The organism is Dehalococcoidia bacterium, assembly GCA_021295915.1.
GTDB lineage: Bacteria > Chloroflexota > Dehalococcoidia > Lucifugimonadales > UBA1123 > VXRN01.
The window spans coordinates 1-15,933 of record JAGWBK010000014.1; the positions used below are offsets into that span (position 1 = coordinate 1).

Sequence of the window (15,933 nt, forward strand, 5' to 3'; positions counted from 1 at the left end):
TGTGTCGGTCAGGTCTGTCGGATACGGCTTACGCTTCATAATGACCCGATCCTAACACTTCTCAGACACCCTCTAACTCACATAGAGAACGCACAATTCAGTCGTCGGGATGGAGATAATGTCCAATACCGCGTCGGAGTGTTACCAGCTGAGGATTCCGATGGTCTCATGCACATCGTAAACTTTGATGATAGTATCGCACTAGACCTAGCAAGCATTCGCGGTTTATTGGCTAAAGCTGGGAGGTTCTCTAACTCTCTGGTGACCGTGAAAGTGGAGGATTGAAGTGGTCCATGCGAATCCCGAAGTTGAAAGAGCCTACATGGGCGTCGGAAGTGTAGGCGACTGGTATGATCTGTCTGGTGACGCAATCGTCAAATTGAGACTGGGATCGGCAGCAGGTAGCGGGCGGGCCATAAGCTCTAAAGGAGCCAGCCTACTAGCTGGCCAAGATGTACGATTGCAGCTACTAAATGCACCTTACCATGTGGAATTACGCTCTTTACTTGACAGACCACCATCCAACCCTACTGAAGACCTCCGCCACCGTTTAGACAACGCCAATCGACATTTCCGGCGAAAGGCAGCCGCTGTTCTTGGCGATGAGGAGGCCGTTCGATTGTTGGCAAAGATGTTTAAGCTGGTGACATTGCCCTTTGACGATTTCGATACCTGTGAGGAAGGTATAGCTCTTGCCAAATTGACTGCCGCTAACTTCTGTGAGATTGGGTCAAACGTAATATATATCACGGAGGCTGGTCAGAACTTCATAGAGGCACTCGACGGGGAATGACTAGTCAGGGGGACAGGTTCAGTGATCGTGTAGTGGCTAGACTTGGTGAGGTTGAGGAGGAGTTTACAAGAAGATCTCTCACAATTGCCGTTCTTGGGCCCAACTTGGAAAACCTCGATGATACAGGCACCCTAAAGCGCTACCAGATTCGAGATGCTCTTCTAGACATGGGCCATCGAGCATTTTTCCCCGAACACCATATTGATTCAACTGCACCCGACTGGATTGGGCAGGAGCAAGACTTACTCAGAGACGACACAGTTGATCTCGTGATTATCTTGCATACGGAGAATAGCTGGGGTGCTTTCGGTGAGATCTCCAATTTCGTAAGTATCCTAGATATACAGATGAAGACCGCGGTTCTTTTTCCAATTGAGCACTACAAACCTACCCAGGGTATGACTGGAAACATTGTGCAAGGCTACTTCGTCAGGATGCCTTACACTTACGAGCAGATGGAAATATGCCAACTAGTCTCTGAGTGCACTCAGTGGGCGCAACAACGTCAGATTGGCATCTGGCCAGAACTTCCTCCACATTTCAGATTCTGACTTTGCCATGCTGAGATTGTCACTAGCAATTTCGTGGGCTTGGCTGGACAGGTTTGGGTTTGCCTAAGTCTTGGGATTGTGACTCTCCCAATGATGGATTCCGCAGCCTCACTCCAACCGCCTGATGCTCGGCAGCGTAACCGCCGTAATCAGGCTGCCCACCACCAGCACAGACCCGCTGGCGAACAGCGCGAGCGGGGCACCGACCGCGCCTGCAAGCCCGCCCAGTCCAAGGTGACCGGCTGGTGCGACGCCGATGCTCAGCGTCCACGCACCCATCGCCCTGCCTCTCTGCTCGTCCGGCACGTTCTCCTGCATCAGGGTCATGTACAGCGTGTCTACTGCCATGGCGCAGCCTGTGGCCAGCGTCAGCATCGCAACGTAGTGGATTAGATTGGTCGAGATCATCAGGGCCATGAGGCTCGCCCCGAATAGCGCCATGAGGCCGAACATCAGCAGGCCCTTACGTCGGAAGTTTCCCATGGAAGACAACGTCAGCAGGCCTGCGATGCCGCCGATCTGCCTCACGGCCGTCATCACTCCCAGTCCGATAGGCCCCAGCCCGAGTACGTCCTTGGCGATCACCGGCAGCAGACTCATGTGCGTAAAGCCGAAAATCTCGGTCAGCGCAGCGAGCGCCATCAGCGTCACGAGTATGCGATTGGTACGCATGATGTCTACGTAGTCGGCAAGGTTGCGAGTGACCGAGGCCCGCTGACCTACCGGTGCCTCCCGCCGCGCGCCGATCGGCAGCAGGAACAGCACGGAGGCAAAGTATGTCGCTCCTATGAGTAGGAACTGCCCACCAGCGCCGTACGCCGAGATAATCACACCGGACAGCAGCGACCCGACTATGCTGCCTACCTGCATACTGACCGAGTTCAGCGACAGGCCGTTGAGCGCGAGTCTTGGCCCTACGATGTCGTAGGTGAGCGACTGCCGAGTGGTCATCTGGAAGGCCGTTACGCAGCCGCCGATGGTGATCAGGACGAGAATATGCCACAGTTGCGCAACGTCGGCGATCAACACTGCGCTGATCACGAGCGACACTGCCACACCACCAAGCGTTACTATAATGAGCAGAGTGCGTCGTTCCACCCGGTCCGCGACGGCTCCTGACACCAGCCCGAGCACGAAGAACGGTATCATCGTCAGAGCCGAAGACACCCCGACCATGAACGCCGAGTCGGTGATCTCGAACACGAGCCAGCCGGTGACAACCCAGATCATCCCCATCGATGCCGACTGCAGCAGTGTGGACAACCACAGCAGTCGGAAGTCGCGAAAGGCGAATGACGGGGCCAGCCTTGAGATAAATTCAACTGCTGAGCCTGCGGTCGTCACGAGGATGGCTCTCTGAGAGACCCGCCCGGGAAGTCGCGAGTCAGCTAGTAATCGGCGGGCGCGTCAGAGAGGAGAGGGAGTTCGAGCCCTGTGCTCAGCCCGTCTCTTCCTCCATCGCTACGTACTTGGACGGGCACTTCACGATGACGTTCTCGCTCACGAAGACGCCGTCCGGGTGATAGCGGCCCTCCAGGATGATCTCGGAGTGCTCGTTGAAGAAAAGGTCGGGCAGAACGCCATTGTGGGCGGCGGCGAGGTCCTCAGCACCGTCGGTAAGGTTGAACTCGGCAAGAGTCGAACCATCGTCTCGGTGGAACGAGTCCGGCACCAGCTTGCCGCTCACGCGGACCATGCGGTCTTCGGGGGTGAAACCGACGTCCCTCATCTCGCCGACGGTGTAGTAGTACACCGTCGCTCCCTGGAAAGACTGGAAGGCGAAGTATCCCAGCGCTGCTACCAGCACGACAAACGCGATCAGCAGCTTGATGCGATGGGACGATACTGGCCCGTCGTCCTCAGGTAAGGTTTGAGTTATCTGTCCTTCTGTCATGTGTGGACTCGTACTGGTACTACTGCTATGAATCTTGACTGTCGCGCTCTTCAAGCGCCCGCTTCAGGTCCCTGATCTCGTTCTGCAGTTCACGCTGCCTGCGAGACACATAGAAGACATACGCGAAGAACGCTGCCCACGTAACAATATACACCGCAAACAGGAATGACAGATTCGCCTCTGGGCCGCTGCCTTCTTGGGAGGGTGCAGCGCCCTGTGCTGCCGCCTGAATCGGCCCCTCGTAAGCTCCAGCGACGCCGATCGCCGACAGGGCCAGGAAGGCCATGACTATTATCGCGCCCAGGGCAGTTACGCGCGTCCTGGCGTAGCTATACAAATCTCTGGTGAATCTCATCCAGGTCCGATTCCGATCGTCTCAACGAGTACCTCTCCATGAGCAGGTACACGTACAACACTGTGAATGCTAGCACCGAGACCATCAGTGTCAGCAGCATCTTCTCGTTCAAGTCTGAAGGGACGTTTCTCTCAGGATGTGCCGACCGCCACCAGTCGGTGGCCTTGTAGATGATCGGTGCATCGATCGCTCCGATCAGTGCAATGACCGATGCGAAGCGCTTACCCTGGGTTCCCGCGGGGCCATACGCCCGCACCATAAGGTATCCGACGTATATGAACCACAGCACCAGCGTGGTCGTCAGCTTGGCGTCCCATGTCCACCAGACTCCCCAGACCGGCTTGCCCCAGATCGCGCCTGTGACCAGGATCAGGCTGGCAAATATGATGCCGATTTCGGCAGTAGAGTAGGCGAGATCGTCCCACTTCTGCCTCCCGGTAGCCAGGTGCATGATGCTCGCGACCGCAACGACCATGATCGACACCATGCCAATCCAGCCGAGTGGCACATGGAAGTAGAAGATCCGCTGGGACACTCCGAGGTTCAGCTCGGTGGGGACCCACATGTACACCAGGTACAGAGTGAGCGCCATCAGCAGCGCACTGCCGATTAGCAGGACATCGCCGGATATTCGGCGGACCAGTCCAGTAGCTGGAATTGGGGCTGTGGCCGACTGTGCCATGGTATGTGCAATATATCACAAGTGTGACAGCCCTTAGTAGGCGACCCGTACGGGCCAGATGTCACACGCCTGTAACACCTACTTAACATGCTATTAACACCTGCCATGTATAGTATTACCTGTAGCGCCAGATAATTGGCGTGAGAATGAATACCAAAGCGAGTTCCACGGTTACTTGAGAGACTTCTCTGAGCCTGGAATCGGAAATGAGAGACAGAGCATGGACGTAAGTGAACTCATGGCCCCAGCTTCCGTCTCAGTTAAGCTGACGACCACAGTTACTGAAGCGGCAAAACTGATGCGAGACACCAGTGCGTCCTGCCTGGTCGTGACAAACGGTGGAAACATCGAGGGAGTAATCAGCGAGAGCGACATGGTTATTGGCTGCATGGCCAATGGCCACATCCCGTGGCAGTGTACCGTCGAGCGTCACATGGCTCCACAGGATCAGGTCATCGCTTCTGACACCCAGATTGGAGACGCTTCGCTCATGGTCATCGACGGCGAGCTGGAGTATCTTCCCGTAGTCGACGAAGGGAAGCTGGCCGGCATCCTGGAGTCAGTGAGTGTCTTCGGGGCTATGGACAGCGAAATGGATTACACACCCGCCTGAAACTAAGTTCTTCCCCCATTGCCTGACGGCCCGCTGCACGGCCATCGCAGCGGGCCGTTTCATTTTCCAGTGTCAGCGACGAGTTGTTCGCCTGAAACCCACTGAGGACATAACTACAGAGTCCTCCGTATGGCCGTCAGGAACCACCAAGTGTTGAGGTTATCGCCTCTTCCAACTCATCTGAGCCGACATAGCCCTCGTACTTGGCCCGGACGTTGCCGTCGGCGTCGATGACAAACGTCCACGGCTCTGTCGGCAGGCCCCACTCGGCGAGAGTGGGGGAGAGCTTTGCTGCAGATATCCCCTCAGCCCTGATCTCTGGTGGGTTGTCATAGACCTCGACGTGCAGGAAGTTTACGCGGTCCGAGTGTGTCGCCTTCAGGTCCTTGATCGCGTCAAGCTGAGGTCCGCATGTGGCGGTCTTGCAGTATGCAGGTGTCGCGAAGCTGACCACGAGAGGAATGCCCTCGTCGAGGGCTTCCTCAATTGTCATCACGTACAGTTCAGGTTCGGGATCGGAGTCCGTTGTAAGCTCAGCGAGATCGCCCACGTCCCGCGCCGTCCTGTTCTTGCTGCGCGGTGCTGCGGCTCCCAGTGCTGGTGTGGCGCTCTCGGACTTCACCTGTACGCGCGTTCCCGCCCGGGTATCAGAGCCATCCGCGTCCTTCAGCTTGAGCCCGAGACCCCACTCGCCGGTCTCATTGAAGGTCAGGGTCGCGACATATACGCCGCCTGAGCCTCCCGGCCAGACCTGGAACTCCGCGGGGACAGTCTGCCTGGGCCCGTCCTGCTCTGAGGTGGTGAGCAGAAAGGTCTCGACGTCCACTTGAGCGCCCTTAATCGGGCCTTTGCCCTGGCGGATGAGGCCGAAGACTACACGGTTGTCTCCCACGGCGAGGTCTGTTGACGCTACAGCGACCGTTATTGGATCAGGCAACGACGGCGGTGCGGAAGGCGCGCTCGGCGCACCCTGAGTTGGCTCAACTTCCGAATTTGTACCGCACGCAGCTACGCTCAGTAGCAGTGCCAGAGTAACAGCGACAATCACCGGGAGTCGGCTTACTGACACATCCCGTCCCGCATTGCGAAAGACCAAGGAGCTACCTACCCGAATGGACGCCTGTGGCTGAACTCACCCTCTTCGCTGGTGATGAATTCCAGCAGGGCAGCCTGGCCGTTCTCCGTTGCGGCTTTCGCCCGCAGGAACGCAGGGCCGATATCGGACGGGTCTTCGATTCGCTCTGCCCATCCGCCCATTGCGGTTCCGAGGTCGGCATAGCTGCCGCCAAGATCGCGGGTGTTGTACAACTCGTGAGATCGCGCCATCGCAGACGTCTCGATTGCCATGGACGAGTTGTTCAGTACCACTGTCAGGATCGGTATGCCTGAACGCACAGCAGTCTCGAAGTCGAACCCTGTCATGCCGAAAGCAGCGTCCCCCATGAAGTTCACCACGAACTTGTCGGGGTCCGCGAGCTTCGCCCCCATATTCAGCCCTAGACCTGTCCCCAGCCCATGTGACTTGCCCCATCCCAGGTACGTGTGAGGCCCACCCGCCTGGTAGAACGGCATAAGCTGGTCCCTGGGACTGCCCGAGTCGTGGGTGACAATGGCGTGATTCGGGTCGATGTTATTCATGAACTCAGAAATCACCCGGTAGGGGGTCATCGGCACCTCGGCTGAGTTCAGCTTGTGCGCCCACTGGTCCAGCCAGGCCTGACGAACTGTGGCGATCTCTTCCGCGGTCTCGCCATCTCTCGACTGGCCTCCGTGTCTGTCCTTGCACGCCTCGATCATCTGTCGAATGATCAGCTTTGCGTCACCCAACAGGGGGTACTCGATGTCGTAGTTCTTGCTGATGTCGATGGGGTCGTTCGTGGCCTGAATGAATGTCTTGTCGCTTGGAATATTCGTAGTCATACCATGTCTGGTCAGGCTCGAGCCGACAGCGAATACGACATCCGCGCGACCCATGAACCGGTACGCTGCACCGTTCATGACCCCGGAGCTGGATCCCAGAGACAGTGGATGCTTCTCAGGAAAGCCGCTCTTGCCAGCCATGCTTGTCGTCACAGGAATCTGCAGCAGCTCTGCCAGTTCAACCAGGTCGTCGGATGCCTCCGCGTACAGCACGCCCTGTCCTGCGTAGATTATCGGGTTGGATGCCGCAAGCAGCGCCGCGGCCGCCTCGTCCACCGCGGCGACGTTCGCCCCAGCGGTTGCGACCTTGACGGGACGGTAGCTATTCACCAACTCGTCCGGTACGTCCTCGGCGCCGACGTCAGACGGAATCTCCACCATCACAGGGCCAGGTCGGCCCATCTTCAGACGCGCAAACGCCCTGCGCATTGTCTCGACTACCAGATTCGACGCCTTCAGCCGCTCTACGTTCTTGGTGATCGACTCGTAGCTCCTGACTGAGCTGAAGTGCGGATAGACGCCGTCACGGTCACCCGGATATCCAAGAGGAAGCAGCAGCACCGGCACTGCGTCGGAGAACGCTGTGGCTACGCCCGCGTACGCATTTTCTGCGCCAGGGCCGTACTGCATGGCAAAGACACCTGCAGGATTACCATTGGTAACCCTGCTATACCCATCTGCGATGCCGACCCCAACGCGCTCCTGCCGGCAGATGATCGGCCGTATGCCGACGTCAGCGGCTGACTCGATCACATGCGTAGTCGGGAAGGAACTCAGGTATTCGATACCTTCCTTCTTGAGAATATGAGCGATGGCGTCAAGAGTCTGCATGGTGGGTCTCCCAAGCTGCTGGGGGTGGGCTGTCGGATGCCGACGAGACTACGGCTAGGATACTAGCTGGTGTTGCTCAACGAAAGTGAGCTCAAGTATCCAGTGTGCAGGGACTAGTTCCCAGCTTGGGCCTTCTTACGCAGCCCTGCAAGCACCTCGTTGAGGCTTCCGGACCTGAACCCCTCAAGGTCCAGCGTGACGTACGAGTACCCGATCGACCGGAAGAACTCCGTCACCTTTGCGCGGGTCGATTCCTCCGTCAGCGTCAGAAAGTCTGCGGTCTCGACCTCTATCCTCGCTACCGTATCGTGGTGACGTACACGGAGCTGACGGATGCCGATCTCGTCGTGCAGGAACTCCTCTGCCTGAGCGATCCGGGTCAGCGCCTCAACTGTCACAGGTGTCCCGTAGGGAATCCGTGACGACAGGCACGCCTGCGCCGGCTTGTCCCAAGTCGGCAGTTCCATTCCACGCGACAGCGTTCGGATTTCAGCCTTCGACAGCTCCGCCTCCACCATCGGGCTGCGGACGCCGTACTGTTTCGCCGCGTTGAGTCCGGGTCTGAAGTCGCCGAGGTCGTCGGTGTTCGTTCCGTTGGTGATGTGCTCGTAGCCCTCTTCCTGAGCATATGCTGCCAAGTAGGTGTATAGCTCATCCTTACAGAAGAAGCAGCGGTTCGGGTTGTTCTCGGCGTAGTCTTCCCGTTCTACCTCATGGGTCTCGATCACGCGGTGATTGAGACCGAGCCGCCCAGCAAGCTCGACAGCATCCCGAAGCTCAGACGGCGCCAGGCTGGGAGACTTGGCCGTGACGGCCAGCGCCTTGTGACCGAGCACATCGTTGGCGGCAGCGGCGAGGAACGCGCTGTCCACTCCGCCGGAGTACGCCACGATGACAGTCCCCATCTCGCGCAGTAAACCGCGCAGGGACTCCATCTTCCGCTCAGCGGTCTGCCTGTCTACTATCTGGATTTCCGTCTGGGTTGCCATCGGCATTTCTCCGATAAGTTTTGCGGCTAAGCTGGGACATCCTCTAGCGAGTCCAGCTTGCCAAGCAGTCGCTTTACGCTGTCGATGTTGCCCACTACTGTTTGAAGGTCCATCCATCCCTCATAGAAGTTGACATGAAGACTACTCGCCACGCCAAAAAGTTCACGAATCTCGTTGTCGTGATTCTCTTCAGCTATTCTCCGAGCTGCGATGAACAGATGGCGGTGACTGTCATGTTGCCATCCGCGGTGCTCTGCGATGGGCTTGACGGCTCGAACCGCCGCACCCCATGCTTTCTCAGAAGCCTGAAGCTGGTCTCCACGTCCCAACTCTTCGTCGGCCTGCTGCATGAATTGGGGGCTGACCGCCCTATGTTCGTTGGTGAGGGTCATCCTTCTCACTTAGATTTGGCGATTGGCTTCATGTCCAGTTCTAGGGTGCGACACCTATGAGTACCAGTGGAACGGCAGGAATGCCTCTTCCTTGTCTCATGACGTTGAGCAAGTCTCGCTCGTAGTATGGCACACCCGAGGACATGTTTCTCTCAAGCTCCTTCATTGGAAGTATTTCGATTCCGACGTCAATTACATCTGACACGAAGAATGCCATGTGCTTAACGAACAGATCGTGCGCCACGAAAGCGTACTTGCCGAACTGCACCTCCACGGCTACTCGGTCCTTTACGAAATCTGTCTGATTGTACGAATAGATTGGTTCCTGCCCTGCTTCCTCAATGGCCATTTTCTGCTGACCTGGCGACAGGTTGACGATGGCCCGAACGATCTTTTCCTCAGCGGTTACCCAAAATCCTTGTCTTCTCTGCGCCCAACCACGTTCCTTGAAACCAGCCATAGCCTTGTTCATATCAATCGGCTAATACAGCAGGTTTCCAACCATGCTTCTTTCGCGGGAGACCTTGGTTCGGCAAGCCTCTGCGTCTACTGACTCAACGATCTCAAGAACCTCATTCCAAAGCTCTCTGCGATGAACAAGTAGAAACTCCTCGCCGTTCAGATGCGAATAGCGGGCGGCGACCTTCATCAGTGTCCGCCTCCAGGCTTTGTAGGATCATAGACTGGTTTGCCCATTGGCCGAGTCCTGAGTGTTCCGTTCCTCAACGCCTTCAATCGCTCGTGGCCTACATCAACGTACTCTCGCACGATGTCACACCCAAACCCAAGCCGACCATGTTTCACGGCTGCGATAACAGAGGATCCCACGCCCATGTACGGGTCGAAGACGTAGTCGCCTTCATTGGTCATTGACAGTACCAATCGCTCCACGAGCTCTACTGGAAACTGGCACGGGTGGACGGTCTTCTCGACGTGGTTGCTCTTGACGTTCGGGAACTCCCACACGTCGCTGGGGTTCTTACCGAGAGGATTGCCGGACAGCTTCCCAAGGTTTGGCCCTTTGAAATGACGCTTGTTGGGATACTTCGACGGCACCCGTATCGGATCGAGATTGAACGTGTAGTCGTCCGTCTTCGTAAACCAGTTGATTGTCTCGTATCTCCCAGAAAGACGCTTGCTGGAGTGCAGACCATGCCCGAAGTGCCACACGATTCGATTTCGGAGTTTGAGTTCGTGCGACTTGAAGATCGGGTACAGCGCTGTATCCAGTGGGGCGACTTCCCCGTCGTTTACGTAATTGCCCACCTGCCAGCAGAGTGATCCAGTCGGGTGAAGGAGACGTACACACTCAGCAATGACACGAGACTGGCACGCTAGATAGTCTTCTAAAGGAGACCGCTTCTCGTAGGTCTTGCCAATGTTGTACGGTGGCGAGGTGACGATGAGCTTCATCGAAGCGTCAGGCAGTCCACTCATGAACTCCAAGTTGTCCTGGCATACCATGACAGCCTCATGCGAGGCTTCCTGTGGGGCGCTGTCGCCATGTTCAGCATGAGGAGGCTCTAGGAGCGGCTGTTGAACATCTCGAATCTGTAACTGGCTGTCCACCACCGTGTATTCCTACCCCTCCATCATCTCCTGGATGATCGCCTGCATCTCTCCGATGTAGTGCTGGTAGCTGCGGTTCTGATACCCAAGTATTCGTTGCGATTCTTCTGTATCGTACCAGTCCATCCACCCTGGGGTGTCACGGTAGACGGCCATCTCGACCGGCGCGCCCATGACTTCAAAGAAGTCCTTCACATAGTCACGCCCGTGCTGTTGCCAGGTCGGTCCGCCAGCGACGTTGAAGATCTTGCCCCCCGCATCCGGAGCCGACGCTGATGCGAACAGCGCGTCAGCCACATCGTCGCGATGGACCATCTCTACTCGCTGGCCCTCCATGAACGGCCACGGTGTCGGGGGCTCCAGAAACGCCGGGACCAGGATCCCCGCGATTCTCAGGGAGACCGTGTTGGTCAGCGACGACTCGAAGATCAGCTTCTCGCCTTCGATCTTACTGTCCGCGTAGATGTCTATCGCGCTCTGCGAGTGGCCCACCCGCACCGGCGGCTCTTCGCCGCTGGTGTCTCCGTACGTGCTGATCGACGATGTGAACACCATCCGGGTATCCGGTGCGCTCTGCTCCAGGGCACTGATGATGTTCTTCGTCCCATCTACGTTCACCCTGAACGTCAGGTCACGGTCTCTCTCGCTGTTCGGCGGAAGTATCGCCGCCAGGTGAAGGACTGCGTCCACACCTTCAACGGCTACTCTGACACCGTCAGCGTCGGTGATGTCACCCTTGACGATCTCGATGCCTTCCTGCCCTTCAAGTCCTGTGAAGTCCATCATCGGAAGATCGAACACTCGGACCGCGCGTCCTGCCTCGACAAACATCTCGACAAGCTGCCGCCCGACACTGCCAGCGCCCCCGGTGATGAGTACCGCCTGCGCTGAGCTTGACGAAGCCGGGTTGGTCACGTGAGTGTCGTCCCCTTCATTCCGGCGGCTTCGATCACATCCTGAGCACTCGAAATCAGGTCCGTTAGCGCTGGCTCGAACGAGTCCCAGTCACCGCTGTTCTTGTGGTTGAGCGCTGCGTCGGCGGCGCGCATTGCCGTGCGCGTCGGCGGTATGGACGGCATCGTCTGGAAGAAGAAAGTTCCGCTGACCTCGCCGAACTTGTCTACTATCTCTACGACTGAGGTCTCCCAGTCAGAGTTCTGTGTGCCGAGTCCGTCGGCTATCTGCTGGCATTTCGAGATGCTCTGTTCCAGCATCTCCTGTCCAGAGGGTGGCATTTTCTCGTTATCCTCCGTATTCAGGAATCATGAACTTGTACCAAGCACATCTTGTGAAAGATGTGAATCTCTAGTTCCTGGCTCCTGGATTCTCGCTTCTTGCAAAAGGGGCGGGTACCGGACCCGCCCCTATGATTTCAGACTATGTTACGACTGGCGGGGCACACCCAGCTTAGGCAATAGAGCCTGTGCTGAGTTAGCCGAAGCGCCTAATCGTCGTCATCGTCCGCTGGCACCAACTCCTCGAGCTCCGCTCCTACGTGGTGACCGTTCGTGGACTCCTCGTAGTGGTGCTTGATGGCGTCGATGTCGACCTCTTCTTTGCGGTCGAAGCCCCTGCCGTCGTGCCGGTCGTACGGGAACGGCATGAAGCGCTGGAACTTCTCCATGTAGCGAGGTCGGCTCGCCCGACGGTCGTATGGGAACCTGTGCATCTCTTCAGGCTGAGGCTCAACGTCGATCAGCTCGTAGTCGCGGCTGCCGAGTCCAATCTCGTGGCCGGTGTTGATGCTCGCGACCTCGCTCTGAGAATGGAACGTCGCGGCAGCGGCCTCGAACTTGCGGTCGCCGGGGTGATGGGCTTCCATCAGCTCGGCGGCGGAGCCAGGCATACCGGCGGAGCGCTTGGCGGCGTCGACACAGGCCATGTCGATCGCGACCGCGTCAGTGGACGCGAATACGCCCAGGTGCGGCACTATCGGAATGTCGGCATGGTTCGCGCAGTCGCAGCGAGGCGATACGTCGATTGCCATGTTGATGTATCCGACCTTGCCGTTCAGCGCCTTCTCTACGCCCAGGCAGGCGTCTGCGATGGCGATGTCGACAGCGTCGAAGTTGACCGGCGGAATCTCCAGGATTCCACGGCTGCCCATCACGCCGAAACAGCCAAGGCAGGTCGCGCACTTCTCGCGCTCCCACTCGAGCTCGTCGTTCTCGTTGATGTGCCACAGGTCATATGGACAGCAGTCTTCAAGAAGCTCCCAGTCGGGTGTGTTGGCCTTGCCCTTGAATGCCTCAGGATGGAAGACCGCGGCAGCGCCGAGACCGTAGTTCGGGTGGCCGCCCATGTGGACGTTGAGCTTGCCGCGCTTGGACTGGGCGCCGATGCCCAGGTTCTTGAGCGCGCCGCCGATGACGCCCATGCCGTGACCCTTGAAGTGGGTCAGAGCAATAAGCACGTCGGCCGCTGCGATTGCCTCAGCTACGTAGGCCTCTTTCAGCAGGTATCCCTCGGGGATATCGACCCTGAAGTCAGCGGTGCCGAGCCAGCCGTCCGCGCAAACGAACGGGCAGCCGAGCGTGGCCGAGTTGAAGCCGTTGCGCTCTGCAGTCAGCAGGATGTCGAGCTGGCTGGAGCGGGAGCCGTAGGGGGCGTATGTCGACGTCGTGGTGTCACAGACGAAAGGCCTGCCACCAAGCTCCTTGATCCTGTCAGCGAGCGCTCGTGGATAGACTGGTCGCAGATAGGCGGAGTTGTTCCACTCGCCGCAATGAATCTTGATTGCTACCACGTCGTTGGGCTTGATCATCTTGTCCAGCCCAGCCGCATCGAAGACCGTGGTCATTTTCGCTACGAGGCTGGTCTCCGTGGACGTCGAATGAGCGTCCATCCAATAGACTTTGGAGTTGCCCATAGTTTCCCTCCCTGTCGGGCTCCTGTAACCCAGCTATATCTGGATACGCACAATTGTAGATATGACAGTCTCGGTGAGCGTAACATTGGGTATGTACCTTGTCAACGCAACTATAGGCGAATTGCCATACCGTCACACCAGGTAGGGGCTGTTCGCGAACCGCCCCTACGACAACTGTTCGCTTGTGATGAAGGCCGTAAGTCCGGATCAGGAGAATCGAATGCCCAAGATTGAAGACATGTGGCTCACGCCATGCCCGAGGCCGAACGGACTCCAGGCTGCTGACGACGGCCTGTGGGTGATCTCAGCAGACGATGGAAGCAGGCTCCAGAAGCTGGACTATGAGACCGGCGAGGCCATGATCGACGTCACAACAGAGACCTTCAGGTCCAGCGGTCTCACCGTGGGCGGAGGCAACGTTTGGGTCGCATCTACGCACAACTCAAGGCTCTACAAGCTCAACGATGACGGCTCGACCGTCAGCTTCCACGAACCGCCGGGAAGCGATGTCTGGGACCCTCGCGACACCGGCCCAAACTACAACCGTCCTCACGGCATGGAGTGGATGGGCGATACCATATGGATTGCCGCCAAGCCTGCGCTGAGGCTGTATCTCGTCGACTCAGAAACGCTGGAGCCAAGGCACTCCATACCGACCCCAGGAGCTGCCCCTCACGGCATCGCGTGGGATGGCGAAACGCTCTGGTGTGCCGACAGGGCCATGCAGAAGATCCACCGGCTGGACCCCGATAACGGCGACATCCACGACGAGATCGAGGTCAAGTCACCGGAGCTTCATGGCCTCACCATGCACGATGGCGCGCTCTGGTTCTGTTGCGACCCCAGCGGACGTGTCTGCCGGATAGAGCTTTAGTCGGGAGTCACCGAGTTCGAGTCAACACTTTGGAGGAGAGACATGCCTACCTACTCGTACGACCACATTCACCTTCGCACCCAGGACCCGATGGCCACCGCTCGCTGGTACAACGAGATGTTCGGCGCTGAGATCATCGAATCAGTCCAGACAGACGGCCAAGCCCGGATCGATCTGGATATCAACGGCCTCACCATCTTCATCGCCAGGGCAGATGAGAGCGCTACGGAGGCTCCCGGGGAGTCATACCTGGGCCTGGACCACTTCGGTCTGCTGGTGGACGACATAGAAGAAGCTGCCGCCGATCTGAAGGCCAAGGGCGCCGAATTCTCCACTGAGCCGTTCCAACTACGGCCTGGGCTCAAGATCGCCTACGTGCTGGCTCCGGAAAACGTGAGGATCGAGCTTCTGGAAAGGGACTAGTCCGCCGCAATGGCCTCTTCGGCGAACTCCGGCATCACCTCTTCGGCGAACATCTGAATGGAGCGGAGCCACTTGCCCTGCTCCAGTCCAGCCGCGCCGAACTTGCCGAAGATGCGGTTGATCCCTTTCGACCTCAGCACCTCCAGCCTCTCGCACACAACCTCTGGGGTTCCGATCAGCGGGCGGATGCCCTCTTCCCTGGCGCGCACGGCAGCCAGCTCACGGTCGCGATCGCGATGCACCCAGTGTTTGTAGTTGTCAGGGATATTGCCGTCCTTATCGGCCGGGTTCCCGATACGGTAGAACTCCTCGTTGATGGCCGCTTCCAACCCCGCCGTCTCACTCTCTGCCTCTTCCATCGTCGGCGCGACATACACGTTCGCGCTCACCGGCAGGTCGATGTGCTCATGCGGGTTGCCGTGGTGCTCCATTCGCTCGTGCCACATCTCGACGATGCGTGGCGTCTGACCGAGTGTCGTCGTCGGACCGCCCACCAGGATCGGCACCCCGATCTGCGCCGCGTAGTCGACGCTCTCAGGGCTGGTGCTGACCGCAATATAGATCGGCGGTCCCGGCTTCTGGATTGGCTTTGGTATCACCCAGATGTCTTCGACATCGACGAACTCACCCTTGTAGGTGAGGTTGCCGTCCTCCCAGCACTTCTGGACGACGTCGAGGTACTCCTTGAACATGTCCCTGGACCTGGTGATGTCCACCCCCATGCCGTGGAACTCCTGCGCCTGGTACCCGGCGCCTACGCCCAGGTTGAATCTGCCGCCTGAGACGATGTCGATGATCGCCGCCTCTTCAGCGACCTGCACAGGGTTGTGGAATGGCAATATGACGATCGATGTGCCAATCCGCGCCTGCGTCGTCCTTGCTGCCACCGCCCCCATGAACGAGAAGACTCCTGAGAGTATCCCGTGTCTCGAGAAGTGGTGCTCACCGAGCCAGATGTCCTGTATGCCGAGCTTGTCTGCGAACTCCACCTGCTCCAGCGCATTCATAAGCGTGTCCTGATCGGACATCGTCTCATGCCACCTGATAACGTCGAACATACCGAATCTCATGACGGGCTCCTGTCTGCAGCTAGCGTCGGACAGCCTGATCTGGCCAAGCACATTCTATATCACGTCTCACAAGTTCGGCATTGCCCCCTCTCGCTCAGGGAGAGAGCT

The 15,933-nt window shown here is 58.0% G+C and carries 18 protein-coding genes and 1 pseudogene; 5 read left to right on the forward strand and 14 right to left on the reverse strand.

Going from position 1 to position 15,933, the window contains the following annotated elements:
* Positions 1-286 precede the first annotated feature (286 nt).
* Positions 287-793: a hypothetical protein gene (locus J4G14_06050; protein ID MCE2457362.1), complete on the forward strand. Its 507-nt coding sequence runs from the start codon at positions 287-289 to the stop codon at positions 791-793.
* A gap of 32 nt (positions 794-825) precedes the next feature.
* Positions 826-1,344, forward strand: coding sequence for a hypothetical protein (locus J4G14_06055; protein MCE2457363.1), 519 nt, complete (start codon positions 826-828; stop codon positions 1,342-1,344).
* Positions 1,345-1,452: 108 nt separating this feature from the next.
* Here the strand turns inward: J4G14_06055 and J4G14_06060 are convergent, their stop codons facing one another.
* From J4G14_06060 to ccsA, 4 genes are all read right to left on the reverse strand, one after another.
* A complete protein-coding gene (locus J4G14_06060; GenBank protein MCE2457364.1) occupies positions 1,453-2,688 on the reverse strand; it encodes an MFS transporter in 1,236 nt (411 codons plus the stop codon).
* Between the two features lie 94 nt (positions 2,689-2,782).
* Positions 2,783-3,238, reverse strand: a complete 456-nt coding sequence (locus J4G14_06065; protein MCE2457365.1) for a cytochrome c maturation protein CcmE — start codon at positions 3,236-3,238, stop codon at positions 2,783-2,785.
* Positions 3,239-3,263: 25 nt separating this feature from the next.
* Positions 3,264-3,593 carry a CcmD family protein gene (locus tag J4G14_06070; GenBank protein ID MCE2457366.1) on the reverse strand — a complete coding sequence of 110 codons (330 nt, stop codon included), beginning with the start codon at positions 3,591-3,593 and terminating at the stop codon, positions 3,264-3,266.
* Positions 3,568-4,275, reverse strand: coding sequence for a cytochrome c biogenesis protein CcsA (gene ccsA / locus J4G14_06075; GenBank protein ID MCE2457367.1), 708 nt, complete (start codon positions 4,273-4,275; stop codon positions 3,568-3,570). The genes J4G14_06070 and ccsA overlap by 26 nt, the downstream gene beginning before the upstream one ends.
* 220 nt (positions 4,276-4,495) lie before the next feature.
* Between ccsA and J4G14_06080 the strand changes: the two genes are divergently transcribed.
* On the forward strand, positions 4,496-4,888 hold the full coding sequence (locus tag J4G14_06080) for a CBS domain-containing protein (GenBank protein ID MCE2457368.1): 393 nt from the start codon (positions 4,496-4,498) through the stop codon (positions 4,886-4,888).
* Positions 4,889-5,024: 136 nt separating this feature from the next.
* Here the strand turns inward: J4G14_06080 and J4G14_06085 are convergent, their stop codons facing one another.
* The 9 genes and pseudogenes from J4G14_06085 to J4G14_06125 all read right to left on the reverse strand — a co-directional run bounded on the left by J4G14_06085 (position 5,025) and on the right by J4G14_06125 (position 13,458).
* Positions 5,025-5,825: a FixH family protein gene (locus tag J4G14_06085; protein ID MCE2457369.1), complete on the reverse strand. Its 801-nt coding sequence runs from the start codon at positions 5,823-5,825 to the stop codon at positions 5,025-5,027.
* Between the two features lie 167 nt (positions 5,826-5,992).
* On the reverse strand, positions 5,993-7,639 hold the full coding sequence (locus tag J4G14_06090; protein ID MCE2457370.1) for a thiamine pyrophosphate-requiring protein: 1,647 nt from the start codon (positions 7,637-7,639) through the stop codon (positions 5,993-5,995).
* Positions 7,640-7,752: 113 nt separating this feature from the next.
* The gene (larE, locus tag J4G14_06095; GenBank protein ID MCE2457371.1) at positions 7,753-8,628 is read right to left on the reverse strand and encodes an ATP-dependent sacrificial sulfur transferase LarE; all 876 of its coding nucleotides are present in this window, start codon (positions 8,626-8,628) and stop codon (positions 7,753-7,755) included.
* A gap of 26 nt (positions 8,629-8,654) precedes the next feature.
* Entirely contained in the window at positions 8,655-9,020 is a 366-nt protein-coding gene (locus J4G14_06100) for a PaREP1 family protein (protein MCE2457372.1), read from the reverse strand.
* A gap of 40 nt (positions 9,021-9,060) precedes the next feature.
* Positions 9,061-9,669: pseudogene (locus J4G14_06105) on the reverse strand (restriction endonuclease).
* Positions 9,669-10,484, reverse strand: a complete 816-nt coding sequence (locus J4G14_06110) for a site-specific DNA-methyltransferase (GenBank protein MCE2457373.1) — start codon at positions 10,482-10,484, stop codon at positions 9,669-9,671. Before J4G14_06110 ends, J4G14_06105 begins: the two are co-directional and overlap by 1 nt.
* 117 nt (positions 10,485-10,601) lie before the next feature.
* Complete coding sequence (locus J4G14_06115; protein ID MCE2457374.1) at positions 10,602-11,504, reverse strand: NAD(P)-dependent oxidoreductase; 903 nt, start codon at positions 11,502-11,504, stop codon at positions 10,602-10,604.
* A complete protein-coding gene (locus tag J4G14_06120; protein MCE2457375.1) occupies positions 11,501-11,824 on the reverse strand; it encodes a hypothetical protein in 324 nt (107 codons plus the stop codon). Before J4G14_06120 ends, J4G14_06115 begins: the two co-directional genes overlap by 4 nt.
* A 209-nt stretch (positions 11,825-12,033) precedes the next feature.
* Positions 12,034-13,458: a DUF362 domain-containing protein gene (locus tag J4G14_06125; GenBank protein ID MCE2457376.1), complete on the reverse strand. Its 1,425-nt coding sequence runs from the start codon at positions 13,456-13,458 to the stop codon at positions 12,034-12,036.
* A gap of 220 nt (positions 13,459-13,678) precedes the next feature.
* On the opposite strand from J4G14_06125, the gene J4G14_06130 reads away from it, so the two are divergent.
* Together J4G14_06130 and J4G14_06135 are read left to right on the forward strand one after the other, a co-directional pair.
* Complete coding sequence (locus J4G14_06130; protein MCE2457377.1) at positions 13,679-14,332, forward strand: hypothetical protein; 654 nt, start codon at positions 13,679-13,681, stop codon at positions 14,330-14,332.
* Between the two features lie 42 nt (positions 14,333-14,374).
* Positions 14,375-14,755, forward strand: a complete 381-nt coding sequence (locus tag J4G14_06135) for a VOC family protein (GenBank protein ID MCE2457378.1) — start codon at positions 14,375-14,377, stop codon at positions 14,753-14,755.
* On the opposite strand, the gene J4G14_06140 is transcribed toward J4G14_06135, so the two are convergent.
* Positions 14,752-15,825 carry an LLM class flavin-dependent oxidoreductase gene (locus J4G14_06140; GenBank protein ID MCE2457379.1) on the reverse strand — a complete coding sequence of 358 codons (1,074 nt, stop codon included), beginning with the start codon at positions 15,823-15,825 and terminating at the stop codon, positions 14,752-14,754. The two genes, J4G14_06135 and J4G14_06140, sit on opposite strands and share 4 nt — an antisense overlap.
* Positions 15,826-15,933: the final 108 nt, after the last annotated feature.